Consider the following 23,175-nt stretch of genomic DNA (forward strand, 5'->3'; position numbering starts at 1 on the left):
GTTAGTGGAAGCTAAATGTACCAAAAAAGAAGGAAACCCTGAACCTCATTTTTATAAGGATTCTCCTTCGATATTTGAAGGTTTAAATGCGATTCATTGAGAATATTTATTATTTCACAGGCATTTAAAACTTTTGTTATTCTTTGTACCTTTTACCATATAGATCAGCTTAATGATGAAGCTACATACCTCAATTCCCTCTCGGATTCAGATGATTTTTTCGATTTTCATTTGTTTCCTTTCCTGTAATCGCAATGATATTCAGACCCTTAGAAATGAAATTGTCCAAACTGATCCGGATTTTAAAAACTGGTCTCATTACCTGGGCGATCCTGCTCGTACCCATTATTCTGTCCTGGATGAAATTGATACTGCCAATGTTCATTTACTAAAACCGGTCTGGCAGTATAAGAGTGGAACCATAGATTCTGAAAGCCGCAGCCAGATACAAACAAATCCCCTGATTATCAACGATATTCTCTATGGAATAACCCCAAAGAATTCCCTCTTTGCAATTGAAGCAGGTTCGGGAAAATTCCTTTGGCAATTTAATCCGGAACTTGAAGATGAAAGCGGACTGGGATTAAGTCGGGGAGTTTCTGTCTGGATTGATAATAAATCCCAGAAAGGAAGGCTCTTTTACGCTTCAGGATATACCCTTTTCGCAATCGATTTGGAAAATGGGAAGTTAATTCCTGAATTTGGGGAACAGGGGCGTATTGATCTTCGCAGGGGTTTAGACCGGGACCCTACTACCATTCCGATGGTCCTTACAACCCCGGGGGCTGTTTACAAAGATTTACTCATTCTGGGTGGACGCACTTCAGAATCCCCGGGTGCGGCACCAGGGCATATCAGGGCATATGATGTGAAGACCGGTAAAATGGAATGGATCTTCCATACCATTCCCTATCCGGGAGAATTTGGCTATGACACCTGGCCATCTGAAGCTTACAAATCATCAGGAGGAGCAAATAGCTGGGCCGGGATGGCACTGGATGAAAAAAGGGGGATTGTTTATGTCCCTACTGGTTCGGCTGCATTCGACTGGTATGGGGGAGATCGCATAGGAGATAATCTATTTGCGAATTGTCTTATAGCTCTTGATGCAGAAACCGGCGAGCGAATCTGGCATTTTCAAATGGTGAAACACGACCTTTGGGACAGGGATTTGCCTGCCCCACCGAATCTTTTTGAAATAGAAAGGAATGGTAAGCTTGTTCCTGCCGTTGCACAGATTACTAAAAGTGGACATGTGTTCGTTTTTAATCGCCTTACTGGAGAACCTCTGTTTCCGCTTGAAGAAAAATCCTATCCAAATACACCTCTGGAGGGGGATCAAGCTGCGGCAACTCAGATACTCCCTTTAAAACCCATGCCTTTTGCCAGGCAAATATTGAAGGAAGAAGATTTGTACGCCCCGGAACAACCGGCATTTGTTGACGATTTTATAGATAAGGCCCAGAACATAACTCCTCCAACGGTGAGAGAAAAACTCGCCCAGGTTACTTCGGCAGGACAATTTATTCCCATTGATACCCGGGGAGTCATCCTTTATCCCGGAGCAGATGGAGGGGGAGAATGGGGCGGAGCCGCTCTTGATCCCACTACCGGTATCATGTATGTCAACAGCAATGAAATGGCATGGATCGTAAGAATGGCCAAATTGGGTGAAAAAGATGGAAAGCCACTCAGTGCAGGGGAAACACTTACCCAGATCCATTGTGTTCGGTGTCATGGTGGCGCCTTACAGGGAATGGGAGAAATCCCAGCGCTTCAAAACATAAAAATAAAGCTGGATACGGCCGCCATCAAAGGGGTGATATCTAAAGGAAAAGGTGCAATGCCCGCTATGCCCAACCTTTCAGAAAGAGAAATATCACAGATTAGTGCTTTTCTTACAGGGATGGAAGAAAATACTAATTCAGAGGACCATAGAACAGAAAATAAAATTAAAAGCAGATATGCCATGGTTGGCTTCGGGCGATTTAAAGATAGCAGAGGTTATCCGGTGATGAAACCACCATGGGGAACTTTGAATGCGATAGACCTCAATTCAGGGGAATACCTCTGGTCAATACCCCTGGGCCATGAAGAGAGCCTGAATGACCCTGAATATCCTGTGTCAGGAGTGGAAAATTACGGTGGCCCTGTGATCACTGCAGGTGGTATATTATTTATTGCAGCCACAAAGGATGAAAAGTTCAGAGCTTTTCATATGCGGTCAGGAGAATTATTATGGGAAACCGATCTGCCTGCAGGGGGCTATGCTACGCCAGCTACTTATGAAGTTAACGGAAAGCAATATGTGGTGATTGCATGTGGCGGGGGGAAAATGGGAACTAAATCAGGAGCCACCTATGTCTCTTTCGCCCTCCCTTAGATTTGTTTAAATAAAAAACGGGGGAATAATCCCCCGTTTAAAAACTTATTCTGCTTTAGAATTAAAAACGATATCCTACTCCTATTTGAAATCCCTTCGTTTTAAGCGAGATGTCTTCAAAACCTGGCTCTTCCTCGGCGATATTCGAAAGTCCAAGATTGTAGCGAGCATCGGCAAAGAAGCCACCAACAACCTCAAAGGCTGCGCCAAAGTTAAGGCCAAAGTTTGTTCCTTTTAATCCATCGGTACCACCTTCAGCATCGACCAATATCCCCACTTGAGGTCCTGCCTGAATGTTAAATCCCTCAACGAGGTAATACTTCAACATCAGCGGGACATTCACATAACTAACATCAGCGTCTTTCGCACCTTCCATGGAATAAAGCAATTCAGGCTGAAAGTGCATTTTCTCCGAAAGACCTACATCTATAAGGCCTCCAAGGTAAATGCTCGTCGCTCCGTCGGGTGAAGCGCCTTCGGAATCGAAGGAAATTTTAAGATTGGAGAAATTTGCACCCGCCTTAACTCCAAAGGTAATGCCCTGGCCAAAAGCATTCATTCCGAACGCAACCAGGATTAACATAATGATCATGTTTTTTTTCATGTAACACAACAAATTTAGATTGTTTATACAGGAGTAAAATTATACTATTTTTCAATTGAAAATTAAAAATAATACAGGTTCAATATCGCCTTAAAATTACACCTTATCCCCTCTAATTCTAAGCTATCTAACGCACTAAAAAAATCGAGGAAAAAGCCTCAGGAGTTTCCCCCTGAAGCTTGTCTTAGTCCAAAATCAGAATTTGGGTCAGGGGCCTTTTTTTACAGAACCCGATAACTTTATTAATATCAGAGTTAATAAGGCCAGCATTAATACCGCGCTTAGAACAATTTCGTAGGTTTCCATCGAATCCACCCCATTTTTGGCAAAGTAAATTATCCCACCGGTGAATATGATCACAAACAAAATGGTCCTGGGTGTTGTTAGCTTGTAATTTTTCATAGTATTCTGTTTTAGTACCATCCCATACAACTTCCAAATTCATAGGCTGCTATTGCTGCACCGATCACTCCCAGAGCGCGGGAAGCAATCTTTTTAATGGCTTTTTTGGCGATTGCCTCAGTAACATTCCCCTTCATAAAGTCGACCACCACATCAATCCCTACAGCAACAATAAGGCAATCTACCCAGTCCTTTTTTGCTTCTTCAAGCGTCTCCCCCTGGAAGGCATATCCCACGGTTCCAAAAGCATTTACAAAGTTGCTGGCTACTGCCATTTTCTCATTGTTTTCTGCTGCCAGAATCATCAAGCCCACAAGTGCGATCCTCGGATCCTCTGTATCTTCAAATTCCTGTCTGAGGTATTCTTCATCTACATTGTAGGACTTTAAAAGTGCCTTTGTCCCATTGACTACGGGCCGTAAAACTGTACGGGCTTCCTTCTCCAGCGCTATTGATCTTTCCTCTTTTATAATTCCTTTCTCAGAAAGCACTTCGGGATATTTATCCATCAATCCATTAATTTCAGCTGTAGTCTTGATCACAATGTCTTCGAATTGTGATATTGCATCATTTTTTTCGAGTTCCTTGTAATCCCCTTCCTGGGACTGACAGCTTCCAAATACAATGGTACCTACTACCAAAATGGCCTTAAGGTTTAATACACTCCTGAGCGAATCAACCCGCTTTATCAATTTTAACTGCAACATTTTTAACTGTGTCATCTTTCATCATATTAATTCAACATTTCATTTACACATACGTTGCGCTTCGTATTTGACGCAAAGTAAGATTGGAACACGAAATCACCTTGCAGCAATATCTATTTCCAGAAAAGCTTCTGATAAATCAGATTATGTTGTTAAGTAGTATCTCCTGTTCTAAGTGAAGTTTTCACTTCCTGGCGAAGGAAATAGCCCGTGACTATCGTAGAAAGGGTGTCGGCTATTGGAAATGACAACCATACGCCCAGTTCCCCCAGGTAGTTTGGGAGAATAAGAATAAGTGGAATAAAAAAGAAGCCTTGCCTAGTCAGTGTCAGCAAGAGAGCGGGCACAGCTTTTCCCACCGCCTGAAAATAGGCTGCTCCTATAAGCTGAATTGCAATGATGGGCGTGGCCCCGAATACCCATCGCATGGCAGCCGGCGTATTTTCGAGGACAAAAATATTACTTGCAAGTTCATCAGGTGACATGTCTGTTCGACTGCTGAGAAATAAGCCGGTGATCTCTGCCGGAAATACCATCAGACCGATAAAAACTACCGTGGCAACAATGGCGGCATACATTATTGCCGTATTAATGGATTCTTTTACCCTTTTGAATTTCTGTGCGCCGTAATTATATCCGGCGATTGGCAGGAAGCCCTGGGTAACTCCAAAAACCGGGAAAAGTGCAAACATCAGCATACGCCCAATTATGGCGTAGACAGCTACCATAGATTCCCCTCCGAGATCAAAAAGGATATTGTTCATAAGAAGGTAAGTAACACTGGTCACGGCCTGTCTCGACAGGGTTACAAATCCAAGAGATCCTATTTCCTTTAAGATGGGAAGGTCGAGTCCGAAATCAACAGACTTTATTTTAAGTTCAGAATTTCTGGAAAGGAAAAAGTAGAAGATATAACCAAAACACAATAGGTAACCTCCTGTAGTTGCCCAGGCGGCACCTTCCATCCCCCAGTCGAAAATGTAAATAAAGACGTAATCCATCAGAAGATTTCCCACTGACGGGATAATCATGGCGATCATGGCGAATTTGGGCTTCCCCTCTGCTCTGATGACGGTATTACCCATCATACACAGCGCCAGAAATGGCACTCCGTAGAGAACAATGGTATAGTAGATCTTCGCCGGTTTAAATATGGCTCCTTTCCCTCCAAAGGCCGGGATAAGTCCGTCTGCAAAGTACAGGCCAAATCCCACCATGGTGATGGTAACCAGCAGAGTGAGGGTTATCTGATTTCCGAAAGTCTTTAAGGCTTTTGCCTTATTGTCAGCACCCAGGGCCCGGGAAATAATACTGCTTCCCCCTATCCCGATGGCCATCCCAAGGGCTGCGATAAAAAAAGATACCGGCAATACTACATTGATTGCTGCGATCGCAATTGAACCGATCCAGTTTCCCACAAAAATGGTATCCACCAGGATGTTCAGGGACATCACTAGAATACCTATGGAGGCAGGTACCGCTTGTTTGATCAGGAGTCTCCCGATTGATTCTGTGCCCAAATCATCCGAAGAGACTCTTGCCATCAGACGGGAAGCAAGTGTTTTGTTTGCCAGTCGTTGATCCAGGACGCCATCAGTGCAACCCAGTCGTCTCGTTCATTAAGACAGGGAATATGTTTGTAATGTTCTCCCCCGGCTTCTTCGAACTGTTCTTTGCCTTCCATAGCAATCTCCTCGAGGGTTTCAAGACAATCACTGACAAAGGCCGGTGTGATCACAGCCAGCTTCTTTTTTCCTTCTTTGGCCAATCGTTCGAATTCGAAATCAGTATAGGGTTTTAACCATGGGTCTCCTGCAAGGCGCGACTGGAAAGATGAGCTCACCTTTTCTTTCTCTAACCCAAGTGCCTCTATTACCAGATCTGTGGTTTTATAACATTGGTGTCGGTAACAAGTATGGTGAGCCACTGAATTTATATTACAGCAACTTCCGTCTATCTTGCAATGAAAACGAGTGGGATCCGACTTCCGGATGTGGCGTTCAGGGATACCGTGATAGGAAAAAAGCACGTGATCGTATTCAAAATCCTTCAAGCCTTCAGCGATGCTCGCAGAAAGCACTTTAATATATTCGGGATTGTGATAAAACGCCGGAAGCGTTGTGACCTTCATGGAAGGGAAATATTTCTGCTGATCTTCCAGAGTCTTCACCACCACGGTTTCGTAGGAAGACATAGCATAATGTGGATATAAAGGCACGAGCAAAACCTCATCCACTCCTTGCTCGTCGAGTTCCTGCAGGGCATTTTTTATACTCATCGATCCATATCGCATTCCAAGCGCTATGGGGAGGTCTGTATTCTTGCGTACTTTTTTTGTAAATCGTTCTGAAATTACAATTAGGGGAGAACCTTCCTCCCACCATATTTTCTGATAGGCTTTGGCCGACTTTCGGGGACGGGTTTGTAAAATAATCCCCCTAACCAGCAGATTCCGCAATAGAAGTGGCACGTCTATGACCCGTTCATCCATTAGGAATTCGTCCAGATAGGGTTTAACATCCTTTGCGGTTGGACTGTCGGGTGATCCTAAATTTACTAATAGTACTCCTTTCAAAACACAATTTTTTTTATCCCCCAAAAATACTACATGTACCTCAACTGACCAGCGCTGGGGGCAATACTTTGCCTATGTTGAAATAGAGATTGCTAATTTCGTATGGTATTACCCCGAATGTTCCTTATTTTACTCCTGTCACTCAAAATCCATTTAAAATCTGATGCAAGAAGAATTTCTGAAAATACCTTCCAACCAATCCCTGCTATACGTTTTTGGGGGCCTGTTATTGATGGTCCTCATCTACTTATTCACCATCATGGTGCTAAGGAAGATTGGCAAAGACCCCAATTACCTGCTTCCACCGGAAACAGTTAAAAAAATATCCCTGCCTCTGTTCTTAATCCTTCTATCCTTTCTGATTCGAATGGGTTCATTGAGAGAATTATTGGGCCTGGAGGATTTTGGCGCCTGGTTTAGAAAGGTAAGTACCCTCCTCTTTATTGTTTCATTTACCTGGCTTCTGATAAGGATTATCAAATTAATCAAGCAATTGGTAATCAGGAATTACGATGTGCATTCTCCCAATAACCTCAAGGCGAGAAAAGTATATACCCAGTTCACTATTCTGGAACGAATTTTAATTTTTCTAATCATCATTATGGCCACCGGGGTTGCTCTGATGAGTTTTGAAGAAATTCGGGAGATCGGGATCAGTATTTTTGCTTCCGCAGGTGTTGCCGGTATAATCATTGGTTTTTCAGCACAAAAAATGATTGGAGCCATCCTCGCCGGCATTCAGATCGCCATCGCCCAGCCCATCAAGATCGATGACGTTGTAGTTGTAGAAGGTGAGTGGGGGCGCATTGAACAGATCACCCTTACCTATGTTGTGGTAGCTATCTGGGATAAAAGGCGACTGGTGCTTCCGACCACCTATTTTATTGAAAAACCATTTCAAAACTGGACAAAAACAACGGCCGATATTCTGGGCACGGTTTTTCTTTACACAGATTACAAAGTCCCCTTTGAAAAATTAAGGGAAGAACTCAAGCGTATCCTTGAGAGTACAGATCTATGGGACGGTAAAGTTCAGAATATTCAAGTGACTAATGCCACTGGCTCCCATGTGGAAGTACGTGCCCTGATGAGCGCCAAAGATTCTCCTACTGCATGGGACCTCAGGGTACTTGTAAGAGAAAAATTGATCACTTATTTACAAGAAAATTATCCTGAAAGTCTCCCACACTCACGGGTATTTTTAAAAGATGAAAGAAAAAAAGAATTAGACAAGAATTGATCATCTTCCAATTTGACAATTTCTAAACCCTTTTCGACCATGTCTACCGAGACACTTTTAGAGCAAAAGTTACTTCGTTCTCATAAAAAAGAGATGATTGTCTTTTTGAATAAACATCCCGAATGTTTTGATGAGGCTGTAGAGCTTGCTATTCAGAATAAGCAACCCTATTCATGGAGGGCAGCCTGGGTACTTTGGAGTTATATCTCGAAAAATGATATCAGAATAAAGAATCACATTCCTAAACTGATAAAAGCTATTAAGAATAAAGAAGACGGACACCAGCGAGAATTGCTGAAGATCCTCCTTGAAATGAATTTGAATGAGGAAGAGGAAGGATATTTATTTGATCTCTGTGTTTCATTATGGGAGGATGTTGAAAAAAAACCATCGATCAGATATACTGCCTTTAAGTTTATCATTAAAATGGCAAAAAAACATCCTGAGCTTAGCAATGAAATTCTGTTGTTGGCTCAGGATAAGTATTTGAACTCTTTGTCTCCGGGAGTACACAGGTCTATTAAAAAAATGATAACAAATACTATTGCTTTAAACCACAATAAAGGTCAACAGTCTCTAACTTAGTCTAACACTATTACTTTTACAGAACTGGTATTCTTTTCATTTTTTAGCACGACCAGGTAAACGCCTTTACTTAATGAAGCCAGGGATATCCTTTCTTTACCTGCAAAAGCTCGAACCAGCTGCCCGGATTGCGTATAAACTTCAATAATACTTTTATCAGTACTTGACGGAATGTTCAGGGTGCTTGAAGTTGGATTCGGATAAGCCAGGATTTGATCATTAAAATTAATGTGTTGGTTGTATTCTCCTTCACAAGGCAGAGCAGAAGTCACATTGAGTAAATCTCCGTTCTCAACTGTTGTTATGATCACATTACTGTTATAGGTTCCTTTTACCTCATCATTAATTTTCAATACATAAGGTGGAGTTCCTTTATTTACCTCTATGGTTGCTTTATAGGAAAGTCCCACACTTTCTATTTTGGAAGAAGCATTCAATTGGGAGACCTCCTGAATGTTGACATCATAGCATTGCTCAAAATCTGCGTAATCTTTTACCCTAAGGCAGAGCGAATAGCTTCCCGGTTGCAGATCCCCTACGACTATTTCGCGGGTAAAATCATACTGCTGTCCATTGATCTCAAGGATATAGTTGTAATAATCCTGGGCATTAATTGTGATGCTTCCATCGTTCTGATCGTAACAGCTTTCCCCATTGGTTTTAACCAGAAAGTTATTGGGTGCAATTGAAACCCTTCCATTGAAATAGTCCTCCGCCAGGGTAAAAGCCTCATTCCCGATCTTATCTCCCAGTATCCTCCCCGGGATATCATCAATTGGCGGGTGGATTCCTCCCCATATTCTCGAGAGACTGGTTTGGTCTGATGCATCGCGGTAGGTGGCCCATTGCAAACTGAAGTTTTCACTAGGGCCCTGTTCGAAAACCAGAAAATCATTTTGTTCTATATCAAAAACCCCTATCCCACCGGGAAAAAACGGATCTCCTGTAAGTCTGGTCAATACCTCTGCCGCAGCTCTTGAAAATGTAGAATGTCCGGAGACATAGCCTGCAAAAGGAGGTGTCACAAAGGTTGGACGCTGGTAGGGCCACCAGTGGGTTCCAAGAATCCAGTCAACCCCGGCAATATCTGCAGTGGGGTCTGTGATAAAGTCGGGTCCCTTCCATGCATATATTTTGATCTTGCCCACATTTGCCCCTCCGGGTCCTGCCAGTGGGTCTCCGGTTTCTATCAATTCTATTCTTCCGGGAATAAGAGGTAATCCATGGGGATCGAAGCTGGGTAAAGAACTGTCTGTACTCTGGCCTTTAGATGCCATGTAACGAATGGCCGAAATAGGTCGGATATAGTCGTAATACCCTTTTATCCCCCAGGTATTCACAGCAGCATCGTGCATAGCACCTCCCAGGGCCATATAAGATTTTACATCCCATTCCAGGTCGTCTACCACATCGCCCCTGCCGGCAATTTGTTTAATTGTCTCAGGATGGTCATTTACATAATTCAAAATGGTAAACCAATGGCCCGGTGGCGTCTCGGACTCAGGGCCATCTGCCCAGAACTCGGCAAGGACTCTGGCGTAATCAGCCCGTTTTACCAATTGTTGCTCATAGGGCTGACCAGTAACCGGATTCACAGTATGTCCGGTGCCCATATCGCCCCCTTCCATAAAGTCATAGAAAGTCTGGTATTCCTCAAAGTTAGCAGGGAACAAAGAAAGGTCAACATTGCCTGTATTTCCAGGTGAAATATCAATCAAGGTGGGGTCTGATGGATCTAAATGCGACGACCAGGAAGCAACCAGAGCAAAATGCCATTTGTAGGGGTCCTGGATCCCATCCAGAGCTGAATTCTGAATATTCACCGGCGGACCGGGATCATTGTATATATAACTGTCAAACCCATTATTCAGAATTTGCAGATCGGAAGAATTCAGGGCAAAGGGTTTCACCTGTCCCCATTCGGGGCCGAGGAATTCAGGTACGCTCCCAGTAATAGGATTCCCGCTTTGATCAACAAAACTTTCAAATGCCAGGGGTTGCCAGCGATTGGGATCTGCCAGATCATAGGTTTCTTCATACCGGTCTAAAGCAAGAGGTTCATTTACGGGTTGATAATATTCATTTTCATAATCATCTTTTTCGTTGGAACCATCTTCATAGCCATATTCTATTAGCCTGGCCCCGAAATAATTCCCCAAAGCGGCGTACGACCCTGAACTGTAATCCGTACTTGTAAAAGAGCTGTCAAAGCCCAGATGGGTGAATAGTTCTTCAAACCGTTGAAGCGCAAAAGTGGCACCGGGTGAATTAGTAAATCTGTAAACCAGCAACCTGTAGAGAGCATAACTCATCATAACCTCGCGGGCCATTTCTACATCCTCAGGTGCTTCAATTCCATCAAAACTGCAGGAATATCCATTTTGCGTTTTACCCAGAAAAATGGTTTCAGCGGTGTTATCAAACAAGGCCCAGGAATCGTACATAGCCAGGGAGCTGTGGTATAAATTTCTCGCGTGTACAGGCGGTCTGGCAAAATCGTTTCGAATTGCCGCGAGCAGGGCTTCATTCCATTGCCTGGCCACGGAAAGATGTGCAAATTCATCAGCCCTGCTTCCCCCAATACCGTTCTGGTCATTATTCTCAACCGGATTGGTATTCTCAACCAGAGTTATCATCTGATTAGGAGATATATTTTCAAAGCGGTCCTTTATTCTACTGGGCCAGACCACTTCAATATAATCGATAACTTCCGCCTCCCCCACACCAACAAACTCATAAAGGCTATTCTGGCTGATAAAACCTTCTCCACAAAGGGTGTATCTGTATTGTACTTCGCCGGCCACTCCAATTTTTATATAAGAGCCAACTCCCATTCGATTACTTTCTGTCCCCTGCAGTTTAATTTTAATCCAGTTATTTGAAGTTGTGGATTGATTTTCCCAGATGTTAATAGCCTGATCCTCCACATTTACGACCACAATATCAGCTAAACCATCATTTTGAATATCTCCAATAGCATTGCCATAGCTGGCAGCTGTATCATCGGTAAAACCAGCAGACGGACTATCCAGAAAATTGCCGCTTCCATCGTTTTCAAAATAGGCTGATGAAGCCCTGCCGTCAGATCCGTCGAGGTCACTCACCACATGAATATCCAGATCCTGGTCATTCTCTCCATCCAAAAATACAGATCCCCATGCGAAGCTATTAAAACGGGTGCCGTTCGTTGAAGCAATATTTGTAAATGTCCCATCTCCGTTATTTCTCAGAAATGCATTGCCAAATACACTGGTTGAAAAGTTTCTCGGATACTTATTTGTAACATATATATCTAACCATCCGTCGTTATCTACATCGCCCACCGTGGCAGACATCCCGTCCATATCCAAATCCATACCAGAGGCGATGCTTACGTCATTGAATGTTCCGTCCCCATTGTTTCTGTATAAAACATTTGGTATTTCCTCTTTATCATTGGCCAGAAAAATATCCTGAAATCCGTCACGATCATAGTCGATAAATACGGCACTTTGGGTTAACAGAGGATCCATGGTTAATCCTGCAGCCATGGTAATATCTGTAAATGTTCCATCGCCTTCGTTTCGATAAAGGAGATTATGCTCTACGAAGTCATTATCCCGGACAATCAGTAAAAGATCTAAATCTCCATCATTATCAATATCACCCCAGAGATTACCCCAAAAAGGAAGGGGCAGGGGAGCAATCCCAGAAGAACTTTTAATATCTGTAAATGTATTATCCCCTTCGTTTCGATAAAACCAACAAGGGCCCTGGTCACTATTGGCAAAAAAGTCGAGATCGCCATCATTATCAAAATCTACCCAGGTAACCTGTCTGGCATCAATTCCACCGCTATTTATCGGCAGATTCTGGACTTCAAACTGGCCTCCGGTATTTCTAAGAAATTGGAAATCCCGTGTAGTAGAAGACGGAATGGAAATATCATCCCATCCATCATTGTCATAATCAGCAAAAGAGACCCCCGGGCCAAAAAAAGTAGATACATCGCCGTAAATCACTTCCTGATCTAGCAGTTGTGATTGGACATCCTGAAAGTAGGCCTGTCCCTGCGCATAATAACACCAGCAAGCCAGCATAAACGAAATTCCAATATTCCTCATCAAACTATTACCATTCCATTCCGAAGGCGCAATAATACTGATAACATATGAGTCTTACAATTCATGGCTCATACTTTAGATATAGGAGTAAATTATACGGACAATCGCAGGTTTAGTGTCAAATCAACATCACATTTCACTACAATCTATAATGTAGAATAAACTATTACTAACTTTACCTTATTATTAATTGATAATCTAATTGCTTCTTTCTAAGAATATTTAATTCACAAATAGTGAGATCAACAATAATTTTCTTTTTTGTTTTTCAATTTACTGCATCAGTTTGTGCGCAAACGATCAGTTGTTCTCCCCAAAACAGGAAATCGGTAGAGGAAAAAATTCAGGAAATCAAAGGTTTTTCATTTGATCAGTTGGGGGAAGAGCTCGTAGCTATCGGGAACACCTTTATCGGAACTCCTTATGTGGCTCAGACCCTGGAAACAGGATCTGACGAATCACTGGTTATCGACCTGGAAGGTCTGGATTGTACCACCTTTGTTGAGAACGTCCTGGCTTTCGGAATTATTGGAAAAAATCCACAGCCCAATTTTGATGAGTTTGTAAAAAAACTTGAAAAAATCAGATACAGAGAAGGTAAACTCAGAGGTTATGCATCACGTCTCCATTATTTTACCGAATGGGTGAGGGATAATGAAAAAAAGGGATTGGTAAAAGACATCACTGCAGCATTGGGCGGGACGGAAATACCAAAAGAATTGAACTTTATGACTGATCATCGTTCCCTCTATCCGGCCCTGAAAGACGAAAAGACGTATCAGGAAATGATCACTGTAGAAGAATCTACAAAGAACCAATCTTTATGTGTGCTCTCGGTTGAAATGTTAAAAGAAAATGAAGCCATGATAGAATCCGGGGATATCATTGCCCTAGCAACATCCATCGAAGGGCTTGACGTTACCCATACAGGCTTTGCCATTCGAATGCCTGATAACCGCATTCATCTGCTCCATGCCTCCTCAAAAGGAGCGGTTGAGATTTCAGAATCGCCGCTGGTAGAATACCTTGGAAATATCAAAAAAAATACCGGAGTGATCGTTGCCAGACCGGTATTTTAAAATCATTTATCCCGGCCGAGGCAATAAAAAATACCCCCCAACAAATGCTTTTGAAAATCAGGGTCGTCATAGGATTCTTCAGTATGACCGAGACCTGTATAAAATGAGCGTCCTCCTTCGTATTCATGATACCAGGCAATGGGATGGAAATCCCCGTTCTCACCCCCGGAATAAGAGCTTTCATCAAGTTGCATCAGCACTTTTACATCGGGGTTTAACTCTTTAAAATTATACCATTCATCAAAATGAACCCAGGTTTCGCCTAAATGTGCAGTGGAGGCATGTGCTCTATCGACTACATTTATCGTTGCCTCTTGTTGCTCAGGGTGGCTCTTAAAATAAGCCCCAGCCAATTTTCCGTACCAGGGCCAGTCGTACTCCGTGTCCGTTGCCGCGTGGACTCCCATATAATTCCCGCCCTGATTTATGTACTGGGTAAATGCCTGTTGTTGTTCCTCATTGAGAACGTCTAAAGTTGTACTGAGGAATATCACCAAGGAATATTGTGCCAGATTTTCTTTATTAAAGTCATTTGAATTTTCAGTCTGGGTAACAGAAAATGAGCTCTCCTTAGACAGTTCCTGAAGGGTACGCACCCCTTTTTCTATGGCTTTGTGACGATACCCCTCTGTTTTTGTAAATACCAGAATCTCTGGTGTTATTTCGATTACTTCTGCCAGGGTTTCACTATCCCCGGTATTTTTGGTTCCCTGTTGGCATCCAAAAAGTAATATTTGAGCCGTAAGACATAAAAACAATAGGTATCGCATATTCATTCATTTAAAATTTAGGATTAAACGATCCTCCAGGGAGGGTTTTTTCTGTTTTTCCCTGCGTAATAAAGTACTAACTGATTCTGGTCCGGGTCCTTTAAACGGGCCTCCCTCCAGATCCATCTTTTGTCATTTGGGAGTTCCTCAAATGAAATTCCCTTTTTCAATAATTCGCCTACATATTTATCGAGATCCCGGCATTCAAAATACACCATAATACCATTCCCCTCAGGTAAATTTTCTACCTGGTGCACAGAGAAGGTGGCGTCTCCTTCAGGACATTCAAACCTGGCGTAATTGGGCAAGGCCTTGATAATCAGCTTTAATCCGAGTTTCTCGTAAAACGCAATGGACTTCCCCAAGTCCACAGACGGTACAGTAACTTGATTGAGGTTCATCCTGTTTTGCTTATTAAAGGTGGTTCTTTAAAGATCAGGAATTTACTTCAATATAAAAAATTGAAGTTCATAGGGAAAGATGGTAGTTTTTATCTTCTATTGGCTCTGTGCCATCAGATATTTTTTGGGGGTAGTGCCGTACTTCTTCTTAAATGCAGCAATAAAGTGGCTTGAGGTACTATAGCCTACCTTTAATCCAACTTCATTGACGTTGTACTGATTGGTTTCGAGCATTTTTCTGGCCATCTCCATTTTATGATCGAATAGAAAACTATAAACTGTATCCCCGTAAATCTGTTTGAAACCCTGCTTGAGTTTCTTCAGGCTAAGGCCGATCTCATCAGAAAGAGCCTGGAGGGTAGGAGGCTCGGCCATCCGCTCAAGGATAATTTCCTTGGCTCGCCGTATCCGCTTTACATTTTCCTCATCTACCAAAAAAGGACATTGTTCTGCTGCAGTGTTATCTACCCTATTGAAATACAGGGCAATGAGTTCGTATACCTTGCCCTTAAGGTATAAGTCGGTAATATTTGGATGAAGGTTGTAATTCATGAGCTGACTCAGAACCACAGCTATTGGTGGCGTGATCAATTCCTGGGTGTAGTATTTTTTGTCCTTAAAATCTTCACTGAGGAAAGGAATATATTCGGCCTGAAGGGAGAACAATGAATGGAATTTCTGAATGCTCATTACAAGGGACAACATCCAGGAATTTGGCTGCAATTCACAATTTAACGGTAAGTCTATTTGAGTATTGTACAGTAACAAGGATTGCTCGGCAGGTAGATCCAGGGCATAATTACCCTGATTGAAAACAAATTTCGCCCCTCCCTTGGTACAAAAATGAAATTGCAGATAGGAACGATCTATTTTCTTGCTAAACCTTTGTATTTCAGAAGATTCATTCTGAACTTTTAATATTGAAAATCCGTGTTCAATGTAGATTTCCTTAAATGAACCTTCAGCGATATTTTTTTGTTCCATACAGTATTAAAATATAGTTTATTTATTTAGAATAAATCTAAATTAAATAATCTCCACCTTCCATCAACACGGCAAAATTACTAGTATTATGTTATTTTACCTAGATCAGGATATAAAAATACTTAAAACGATACTTTAAGTCCCTACAGCGTTATTTTTCTAGTTTTGAAGAGTATAAATTTGCATCGATCTTGCTATGATGAAGAATTACCATCTATCAAAACATAATTCCTTTTACACTGTGGGGTTGAGCTATCTTAAGGCCGATGCGGTTTTAAGAGGGAAATTCAGTCTGGCTGAATCAGCAGAGGAAGCCATTTTAAAGCAGGCAAAGGAACTGGGCATAGACGGACTACTGATTACTGCCACCTGTAACAGAACTGAACTTCACGGATTTGCTCAACATCCCTTCCAGTTGATTAAACTCTTATGCGACCATTCCCATGGAAGCGTAGAGGAATTCCAGGAAGTGGGATATGTTTACAAAAACTACGAAGCCATCTCTCACCTTTTTAGGGTAGGTACAGGACTCGACAGTCAGATCCTGGGCGACTTTGAAATTATCAGCCAGATTAAAAAAGGATTTACCCGTTCCAAGAAAAACGGACTTGGAAATCCCTTTATGGAACGACTCACGAATTCCATACTCCAGGCGAGTAAAAGAATCAAGAACGAAACTGAAATTTCAAGTGGTGCCACCTCAGTAGCTTTTGCATCCGTCCAGTATATCCTTGAGACGATTCCCGAAATTTCAGAAAAAAACATCCTGCTTTTCGGTACAGGTAAAATTGGAAGAAATACCTGTGAAAACCTGCTCAAACACACCGAAAATAAACATATTACCCTGATCAACCGAACCCGGAACAGAGCGGAAAAAATTGCCGGAAAGTTTAATTTGGTTGTGAAGGACTACGGCGAATTACAGGAGGAGATCAGACAAGCCGATATTCTTGTGGTTGCCACCGGTGCACATTCTCCTACCATATCGAAATCCCTGATTCATTTAAATAAGCCCCTCCTTATCCTGGATCTGTCTATCCCGAAGAATGTGGCTGAAGATGTCAGTGAGGTGCCTGAAGTTACACTGGTACATTTGGATCATCTTTCTCAGCGTACCGACAAGACCCTTGAAAGACGTAAAGAACATATTCCAAAAGCGGAACAAATTATCGATGAGGTAAAGACTGAGTTTATCAAATGGCTCGAAACCCGAAAATTTGCGCCTGTCATTAAGGCTTTGAAACAAAAGCTGAAAACTATGAAGGAGCAGGAGCTCGATTTTCAGTCGAAGAAGTTACCCGACTTCAACTCGGAACAGGCCGATATTATTTCCGAAAGAATTATCCAGAAAATCACCAAGCAGTTTGCCAATCATTTAAAAGATACCGAAGTAGACGCCGAAAACAGTCTGGAATTAATCCAGCGTGTTTTCCAACTTGAAGTTGAGAAATTATGAGTAAGGTGATCCGGATCGGAACCCGGGATAGTGAACTGGCACTATGGCAGGCTAACACTGTAAAAAGCAGCCTTGAGGAATTGGGTTTCAGATGCGAACTCGTCTCAGTAAAAGCAACGGGCGACTTATTATTAGACCAGCCTCTTTACGAATTAGGTATCACAGGAATCTTTACTAAAACACTTGATGTTGCACTTCTCAAAGGAGAGATAGATATCGCAGTCCACTCCATGAAAGATGTTCCTACGAGTCTTCCTAAAGGAATAATTCAGGCGGCAGTACTAAAGCGCGGTAACCCACATGATATTCTGGTCCACAAGGGTCTTGATTTTCTAAATGCCGACGGTATTGTTGCCACGGGAAGCCTGAGGCGTAAAGCCCAGTGGCTTCATCGTTACCCCCTGCATGAGATCACAGACCTGAGAGGAAATGTAAATACGCGTCTCGAAAAATTCAGAACGCATTCCTGGGACGCTGCGATTTTTGCTGCGGCCGGACTTGAACGAATATCACTACTACCAGAACAATACAGCACCCTGGAATGGATGATTCCTGCTCCTGCACAAGGCGCTATGATGGTAGTTACTACAGAAGATAATGACTATTGCAAAGAGGCAATTGTTCCTCTTAACCATAGCGAAACTGAAATCTGTACCACTGTAGAACGGGAATTCCTGAAGACTCTTGAAGGCGGCTGTACAGCTCCAATCGGTGCCCTGGCTGTGATAGAGGGAGAAAACCTTTATTTTAAAGGAATATTACTTTCCCTGGATGGCCAACAAAAATATGAAGTGAAGAAAGAAGCAGACATCCGGAATACAAAAAATACAGGCAAATATTTTGCAGAGGATATTCAGAAGATGGGGGGAATACAATTGATGTCTGAGATTAAAGCTCAACTTGGAAAATGATGTCGATCCTTTCTACAAGAAGCCTTGATAAAACGCAAATGTCGATGCTGAAAAATGCCGGTATTAGCATTGAGACCTATGACGCTATTTCAATCACGCATCTCAATACGGAAATTCCCACAGCTTTTTCTCATTATATTTTTACATCCAAAAACGGGGTACGGGCTTATCTGAAAAACAGAAAAGAATACCTTCCCCACCCGGATGAACTCCTCTGTTATTGTGTTGGGGAAAAAACAAAGTCCCTGTTGGAGGAAAAAGGGCTGAAAGTGGTAAAAATGACAAATAATGCATCAGAATTAGCCCATTTTATAGTAAATGAGTCGGAAAAAGGTCCTTTTTTAGTTTTTACTGGAAATAGGAACAGACCCGATCTCGGCAATATATTGAGGCAGAATGGTATTTCTTTCAGGGAAATAAAAGGGTATGAAACACATCTCAATCCGCATTCTTTTGAGTGTGAATTTTCCTGTATCCTTTTTTACAGCCCCAGTGGGATCAATAGCTTTTTAACCGCAAATAAGCCTGGTAATTCTATGGCTATCTGTATTGGGGAAACTACCGCAAAGGAAGCCAGGAAACATTTTATAAAAGTTAAGATTGCAGATAAGGCAACTACAGATGCCGTACTTGACAAATTAATTGAAATCTATCCTACATTAGCAATAACATAATCTATGGCACTAAAGAATGACCTCTTTTTAAAAGCCCTTCGGGGCGAATCGGTAAACCGGCCCCCAGTATGGATGATGAGGCAGGCCGGCAGGTATCTCCCTGAATTTATGGAGATCAAAAAAAAGTACGATTTCTTTACTCGTTGCCAGACTCCAGAACTGGCATCAGAAATTACCGTACAGCCCATCAGAAGGTACGGTATGGATGCCGCCATCCTGTTCAGTGATATCCTGGTCATCCCTCAGGCAATGGAGATTGAAGTGCAGATGAAACCGAATTTCGGACCCTATTTACCCAACCCGATTCGTTCACAAAAAGCACTGGACCAAGTGATAGTTCCTGATGTGGATGAGAGTCTCGGCTATGTTTTGGACGCTATTAAAATGACCAAGGAAAAGCTGCAGGATGAAGTGCCACTTATAGGCTTTGCAGGCTCTCCCTGGACCATCTTGTGTTACTGTGTTCAGGGACAAGGCAGCAAGACCTTTGACAAGGCCAAGGAGTTTTGTTTTACCCAACCCCTGGTTGCACATTCACTATTACAGAAAATTACAGATACAACTATTGCGTATTTAAAAGCCAAAGTAAAAGCAGGGGTAGATGCCGTTCAGGTTTTCGATTCATGGGGTGGAATGTTGTCGCCCGAAGATTACAATGAGTTTTCCTGGCCCTATATTCAACAGATCATCGACGCCCTCAAAGAGGATATTCCGGTAATTGTATTCGGAAAAGGATGCTGGTTTGCCCTGAAAACGATGTCTCAATCGGGAGCATCGGCCCTTGGAGTAGACTGGACCTGCTCCGCACAAAATGCGCGTTACCTCAGTGGAGGAAACATAACCCTACAGGGCAATTTTGATCCTTCACGCTTATTCTCTCCCCCATCTGAGATTAAAAAAATGGTGACTCAGATGATCAGAGAGTTTGGTAAAGACAAATATATTGTCAACCTGGGACATGGTATTTTGCCTACGGTACCTGTAGAAAATGCAGGGGCATTTATTGAAGCTGTAAAATCTTATTCTGAGTAGTGAAAGAATTATGGGGTGTAATAAAACGGGCAAAACCAGGACAATTAGCCGAGTTGATCGTCTTATGCCTGAAGAACATCTGCTTTGTATTCCCCACCTACAAGGCTACTAAAAGTACGATCGCTTTTGCTAATGCTCATTTTGGTTTGTCGCATCGCCGGAATACCCCAGCCAACGCATTCAGGCATGCCCTGTGGAACTGGCTAATTGCGAGAGCCTGCTACGGGATTACCATGGACAAAGAAAAAGTGCTCTTATGGACAAAAAAGATTACCGATATGCATGAGAAGATCCTCCCGGGCAATGCAGTGTCTAACGCCATGGACCTTCATAACAATGCGGTAGGCAGGCACTTCTTTAAAACTGAACCAGTCTCAGATGTCGACCTTGGAGTGACATTTTTTCTGGCACTTACCGAACGCTCTGAAAAAGTAAATACCCTGGAGGAGATTATGCAGACCCCTTTGTCTCAGCTCGTTCATCTATTAGATCCGAAATCATGAAAGATAAATTTTACGCATATATTCAAGCACTTCAAAATACCATATGCAGCAAGCTGGAAGCAATAGATGGTTCTGCCACTTTTCAGGAAGATCTCTGGGAGCGACCTGAAGGAGGTGGAGGAAGAACCCGGGTTATTCAAAATGGCAATGTCTTTGAAAAAGGAGGCGTTAATATTTCAGCTGTTTACGGGGAACTCCCTGATAGTATGAAAGCTTATTTTAAAGTTGAACAAGCCGATTTTTTCGCATGCGGCCTCAGTCTGGTGCTTCATCCTAAAAATCCCATGATCCCAACAGTTCATGCCAATTGGCGCTATTTTGAACTTTATGACCAGAACGGGAAGGTGGTTGATCAATGGTTTGGTGGAGGACAGGATCTAACCCCTTATTATCTCTTTGAAGAAGATGCCCGGCATTTTCATACTGTTTGCAAAGAGGCCTGTGACAAGCACCATCATGAATTCTATATTGAGTATAAAGAAAAATGTGATTCTTATTTTTGGAACACCCATCGCAATGAAGCCAGGGGTGTGGGCGGACTCTTCTTTGATTACTGTAAACCTACAGAGGAATTCTCCCTTGAACAATGGTATAATTTTGTCACCGAAGTAGGGAATTCCTTTTTGTCTTCCTATGTTCCTATTGTTGAACGAAGAAAAGAATTGCCCTATTCTGAGAAACAACGCGACTGGCAGGAAATCAGACGTGGACGATACGTGGAATTTAATCTGGTACATGATAAAGGCACTTTGTTTGGTTTGAAGACCAACGGCCGCATTGAAAGTATTTTAATGAGTCTCCCCCCTAAAGTACAGTGGAGGTATGACCATACCCCGGAGCAGGGAAGTGAGGAATCAAAGTTGTTAGAAGTCTTAATGTCGCCCCGGAACTGGATAGAAAACTAATAATAACATCGATATGAATAAGCTGAAAATCTACCAGATTGATGCCTTTGCAGAAGAATTATTCACCGGCAATCCTGCAGCCGTATGTATTCTGGATGCCTGGCTTGAAGAGGAGCTTATGCAGAATATAGCCATGGAAAATAATCTGGCAGAAACCGCATTTGTTGTTAAGAAGGAGAATTATTATCAGATTCGCTGGTTCACCCCCGAACTGGAAGTTGATTTATGTGGCCACGCCACCCTGGCTTCGGCTTATGTACTTTTTCACTATTACAATCACACCCCTGACCTTATTAATTTTCATTCTGATCGAAGCGGTCCCTTGTCTGTTTCAAAAGAAGCTTCGGGAGAACTTACTCTCGATTTTCCGGCAGATGTGCTGGAAGAAGTCTCTATGAGAAAGGAAATTACCGATGCTTTGGGAATGTCCCCTACTGCCATGTACAAAGGAAAAACCGATTATGTTTTAATCTATAACAACGAAGAGGAAATCAAGTCCATGGATCCTAATTTTTTCCTGCTTGACAAAGTGGATGCACGGGGTGTTATCGTCACTGCTTCGGGCATGGAAGTTGATTTCGTATCGAGGTTCTTCGCACCGCGTTGCGGTATTCCTGAAGATCCGGTGACAGGATCTGCCCACACCAGCCTTACCCCTTATTGGGCTGAGCAGTTAGGGAAGCAGGATATGATTGCCAGACAGCTGTCACAAAGAGGTGGTACCCTCAGTTGTTCGCTCCGGGGGGATCGGGTGCTGATTAAAGGGAAAGCTGTACCCTATCTTACAGGAGAAATTTTGCTTTAGATTACATTCAATTCCCTTACCTTTAAATAGAAATTCCCTTTTGATATGTACCCACTCCGAAGAAACAGAATTTTACGAAGCAACCCATCCATCAGGAAGATGGTAAGGGAAACCTCCCTGCACCCAGAAGATTTTTTGGTCCCCCTCTTTGTGGTTGAAGGTAATGGAGTAAAAGAGGAGATTCCTTCTATGCCTTCGTATTACAGACTAAGCCTGGACAATCTCGAAAAGGAAGTAAAGGAATTGTGGAAAATGGGACTTTGTTCTGTGTTACTTTTTGTTAAGATCCCGGAAAATCTCAAAGATAATACGGGGGCAGAAGCCCTAAATACCCATGGCCTCATGCAGCGTGCCATCAAAACTGTAAAAAGTGCCTGTCCTGATATGCTGGTAATGACCGATGTTGCTCTCGATCCTTATTCATCCTTTGGCCATGATGGAATTGTTGCCAAAGGACAGATACTCAATGATGCTACCAACGAAGTATTAGCTGAAATGAGCATCTCTCATGCTTTGGCTGGTGCCGATTTTGTGGCTCCCAGCGATATGATGGACGGCAGGATCAGGATCATCAGGGAGGCATTGGAGGATGAGGAACTCACCAATACTGGGATTATGAGCTATGCCGCGAAATACGCCAGTGGGTTTTATGGCCCCTTTCGCGATGCCCTGGAGTCGGCTCCTGTTTCCACTGAAGACGCTCCCCCGGACAAACAAACCTATCAGATGGATCCGGGAAACCGCCTGGAAGCCATTAAAGAGGCTGAAATGGACATTGATGAGGGTGCCGATATCATAATGGTAAAACCAGGGCTGTGTTATCTTGATATTGTTCGCGATCTGCGGGAGGCCGTTGAAGTACCCCTGGCTGTATATCAGGTTTCCGGAGAATATGCCATGTTGAAAGCAGCAGCTGAGAAAGGCTGGTTAGACCACGATTCGGTGATGCTCGAACAACTTATCTCAATTAAAAGAGCCGGAGCCAATATCATTGCTACTTATTTTGCAAAGGAGGCGGCATCACTTCTAGGTTAAGGATTCTGTGTTGCGTATGCA

The 23,175-nt window shown here is 42.7% G+C and carries 21 protein-coding genes; 12 read left to right on the forward strand and 9 right to left on the reverse strand.

What is annotated here, in order from left to right; translation table 11 throughout:
• The first annotated feature begins 172 nt into the window (after nt 1–172).
• Complete coding sequence (locus AB8P51_RS05510) at nt 173–2,383, forward strand: PQQ-binding-like beta-propeller repeat protein (RefSeq protein WP_369747785.1); 2,211 nt, start codon at nt 173–175, stop codon at nt 2,381–2,383.
• A 61-nt stretch (nt 2,384–2,444) separates the two neighbouring features.
• Here the strand turns inward: AB8P51_RS05510 and AB8P51_RS05515 are convergent, their stop codons facing one another.
• The 5 genes from AB8P51_RS05515 to hemH form a co-directional block, all read right to left on the reverse strand.
• A complete protein-coding gene (locus AB8P51_RS05515; RefSeq protein ID WP_369747786.1) occupies nt 2,445–2,987 on the reverse strand; it encodes a porin family protein in 543 nt (180 codons plus the stop codon).
• Between the two features lie 207 nt (nt 2,988–3,194).
• Nucleotides 3,195–3,389, reverse strand: a complete 195-nt coding sequence (locus tag AB8P51_RS05520) for a hypothetical protein (RefSeq protein WP_369747787.1) — start codon at nt 3,387–3,389, stop codon at nt 3,195–3,197.
• Between the two features lie 11 nt (nt 3,390–3,400).
• Nucleotides 3,401–4,111 (reverse strand): hypothetical protein, encoded by a 711-nt coding sequence (locus tag AB8P51_RS05525; protein WP_369747788.1) that lies wholly within the window; start codon nt 4,109–4,111, stop codon nt 3,401–3,403.
• A gap of 137 nt (nt 4,112–4,248) precedes the next feature.
• Entirely contained in the window at nt 4,249–5,640 is a 1,392-nt protein-coding gene (locus tag AB8P51_RS05530) for an MATE family efflux transporter (RefSeq protein WP_369747789.1), read from the reverse strand.
• A complete protein-coding gene (gene hemH, locus AB8P51_RS05535) occupies nt 5,640–6,671 on the reverse strand; it encodes a ferrochelatase (protein WP_369747790.1) in 1,032 nt (343 codons plus the stop codon). The genes AB8P51_RS05530 and hemH overlap by 1 nt, the downstream gene beginning before the upstream one ends.
• Nucleotides 6,672–6,834: 163 nt before the next feature.
• Between hemH and AB8P51_RS05540 the strand changes: the two genes are divergently transcribed.
• The gene (locus AB8P51_RS05540) at nt 6,835–7,911 is read left to right on the forward strand and encodes a mechanosensitive ion channel family protein (protein ID WP_369747791.1); all 1,077 of its coding nucleotides are present in this window, start codon (nt 6,835–6,837) and stop codon (nt 7,909–7,911) included.
• A gap of 39 nt (nt 7,912–7,950) precedes the next feature.
• Nucleotides 7,951–8,496: a hypothetical protein gene (locus AB8P51_RS05545; protein WP_369747792.1), complete on the forward strand. Its 546-nt coding sequence runs from the start codon at nt 7,951–7,953 to the stop codon at nt 8,494–8,496.
• On the opposite strand, the gene AB8P51_RS05550 is transcribed toward AB8P51_RS05545, so the two are convergent.
• Nucleotides 8,493–12,599 (reverse strand): FG-GAP-like repeat-containing protein, encoded by a 4,107-nt coding sequence (locus tag AB8P51_RS05550; protein ID WP_369747793.1) that lies wholly within the window; start codon nt 12,597–12,599, stop codon nt 8,493–8,495. The genes AB8P51_RS05545 and AB8P51_RS05550 overlap by 4 nt on opposite strands.
• Nucleotides 12,600–12,835: 236 nt before the next feature.
• Between AB8P51_RS05550 and AB8P51_RS05555 the strand changes: the two genes are divergently transcribed.
• Nucleotides 12,836–13,678 carry an N-acetylmuramoyl-L-alanine amidase-like domain-containing protein gene (locus AB8P51_RS05555; protein ID WP_369747794.1) on the forward strand — a complete coding sequence of 281 codons (843 nt, stop codon included), beginning with the start codon at nt 12,836–12,838 and terminating at the stop codon, nt 13,676–13,678.
• A gap of 2 nt (nt 13,679–13,680) precedes the next feature.
• Here the strand turns inward: AB8P51_RS05555 and AB8P51_RS05560 are convergent, their stop codons facing one another.
• From AB8P51_RS05560 to AB8P51_RS05570, 3 genes are all read right to left on the reverse strand, one after another.
• A complete protein-coding gene (locus AB8P51_RS05560) occupies nt 13,681–14,448 on the reverse strand; it encodes a ThuA domain-containing protein (RefSeq protein ID WP_369747795.1) in 768 nt (255 codons plus the stop codon).
• Nucleotides 14,449–14,471: 23 nt separating this feature from the next.
• Nucleotides 14,472–14,849 carry a VOC family protein gene (locus AB8P51_RS05565; protein ID WP_369747796.1) on the reverse strand — a complete coding sequence of 126 codons (378 nt, stop codon included), beginning with the start codon at nt 14,847–14,849 and terminating at the stop codon, nt 14,472–14,474.
• Nucleotides 14,850–14,945: 96 nt separating this feature from the next.
• Nucleotides 14,946–15,833, reverse strand: coding sequence for a helix-turn-helix transcriptional regulator (locus AB8P51_RS05570; RefSeq protein ID WP_369747797.1), 888 nt, complete (start codon nt 15,831–15,833; stop codon nt 14,946–14,948).
• Between the two features lie 199 nt (nt 15,834–16,032).
• Between AB8P51_RS05570 and hemA the strand changes: the two genes are divergently transcribed.
• Genes hemA through hemB form a run of 8 tightly spaced genes read left to right on the forward strand, consistent with a single transcriptional unit; the run spans nt 16,033 to nt 23,154 of the window.
• Complete coding sequence (hemA, locus tag AB8P51_RS05575; protein ID WP_369748469.1) at nt 16,033–17,289, forward strand: glutamyl-tRNA reductase; 1,257 nt, start codon at nt 16,033–16,035, stop codon at nt 17,287–17,289.
• Nucleotides 17,286–18,200, forward strand: coding sequence for a hydroxymethylbilane synthase (gene hemC, locus AB8P51_RS05580; RefSeq protein ID WP_369747798.1), 915 nt, complete (start codon nt 17,286–17,288; stop codon nt 18,198–18,200). The genes hemA and hemC overlap by 4 nt, the downstream gene beginning before the upstream one ends.
• Nucleotides 18,197–18,874, forward strand: a complete 678-nt coding sequence (locus AB8P51_RS05585) for a uroporphyrinogen-III synthase (RefSeq protein WP_369747799.1) — start codon at nt 18,197–18,199, stop codon at nt 18,872–18,874. Before hemC ends, AB8P51_RS05585 begins: the two co-directional genes overlap by 4 nt.
• Nucleotides 18,875–18,877: 3 nt before the next feature.
• Nucleotides 18,878–19,906, forward strand: coding sequence for a uroporphyrinogen decarboxylase (hemE, locus tag AB8P51_RS05590; protein ID WP_369747800.1), 1,029 nt, complete (start codon nt 18,878–18,880; stop codon nt 19,904–19,906).
• Entirely contained in the window at nt 19,906–20,409 is a 504-nt protein-coding gene (locus AB8P51_RS05595; protein ID WP_369747801.1) for a hypothetical protein, read from the forward strand. The genes hemE and AB8P51_RS05595 overlap by 1 nt, the downstream gene beginning before the upstream one ends.
• A complete protein-coding gene (gene hemF, locus AB8P51_RS05600) occupies nt 20,406–21,314 on the forward strand; it encodes an oxygen-dependent coproporphyrinogen oxidase (RefSeq protein ID WP_369747803.1) in 909 nt (302 codons plus the stop codon). The genes AB8P51_RS05595 and hemF overlap by 4 nt, the downstream gene beginning before the upstream one ends.
• A gap of 13 nt (nt 21,315–21,327) precedes the next feature.
• Nucleotides 21,328–22,119, forward strand: a complete 792-nt coding sequence (locus AB8P51_RS05605) for a PhzF family phenazine biosynthesis protein (RefSeq protein WP_369747804.1) — start codon at nt 21,328–21,330, stop codon at nt 22,117–22,119.
• A gap of 45 nt (nt 22,120–22,164) precedes the next feature.
• The gene (hemB, locus tag AB8P51_RS05610; RefSeq protein WP_369747805.1) at nt 22,165–23,154 is read left to right on the forward strand and encodes a porphobilinogen synthase; all 990 of its coding nucleotides are present in this window, start codon (nt 22,165–22,167) and stop codon (nt 23,152–23,154) included.
• The last annotated feature ends 21 nt before the right edge of the window (nt 23,155–23,175 follow it).

This window comes from Muriicola sp. SD30 (assembly GCF_041205185.1).
Taxonomy (GTDB): domain Bacteria; phylum Bacteroidota; class Bacteroidia; order Flavobacteriales; family Flavobacteriaceae; genus Muriicola.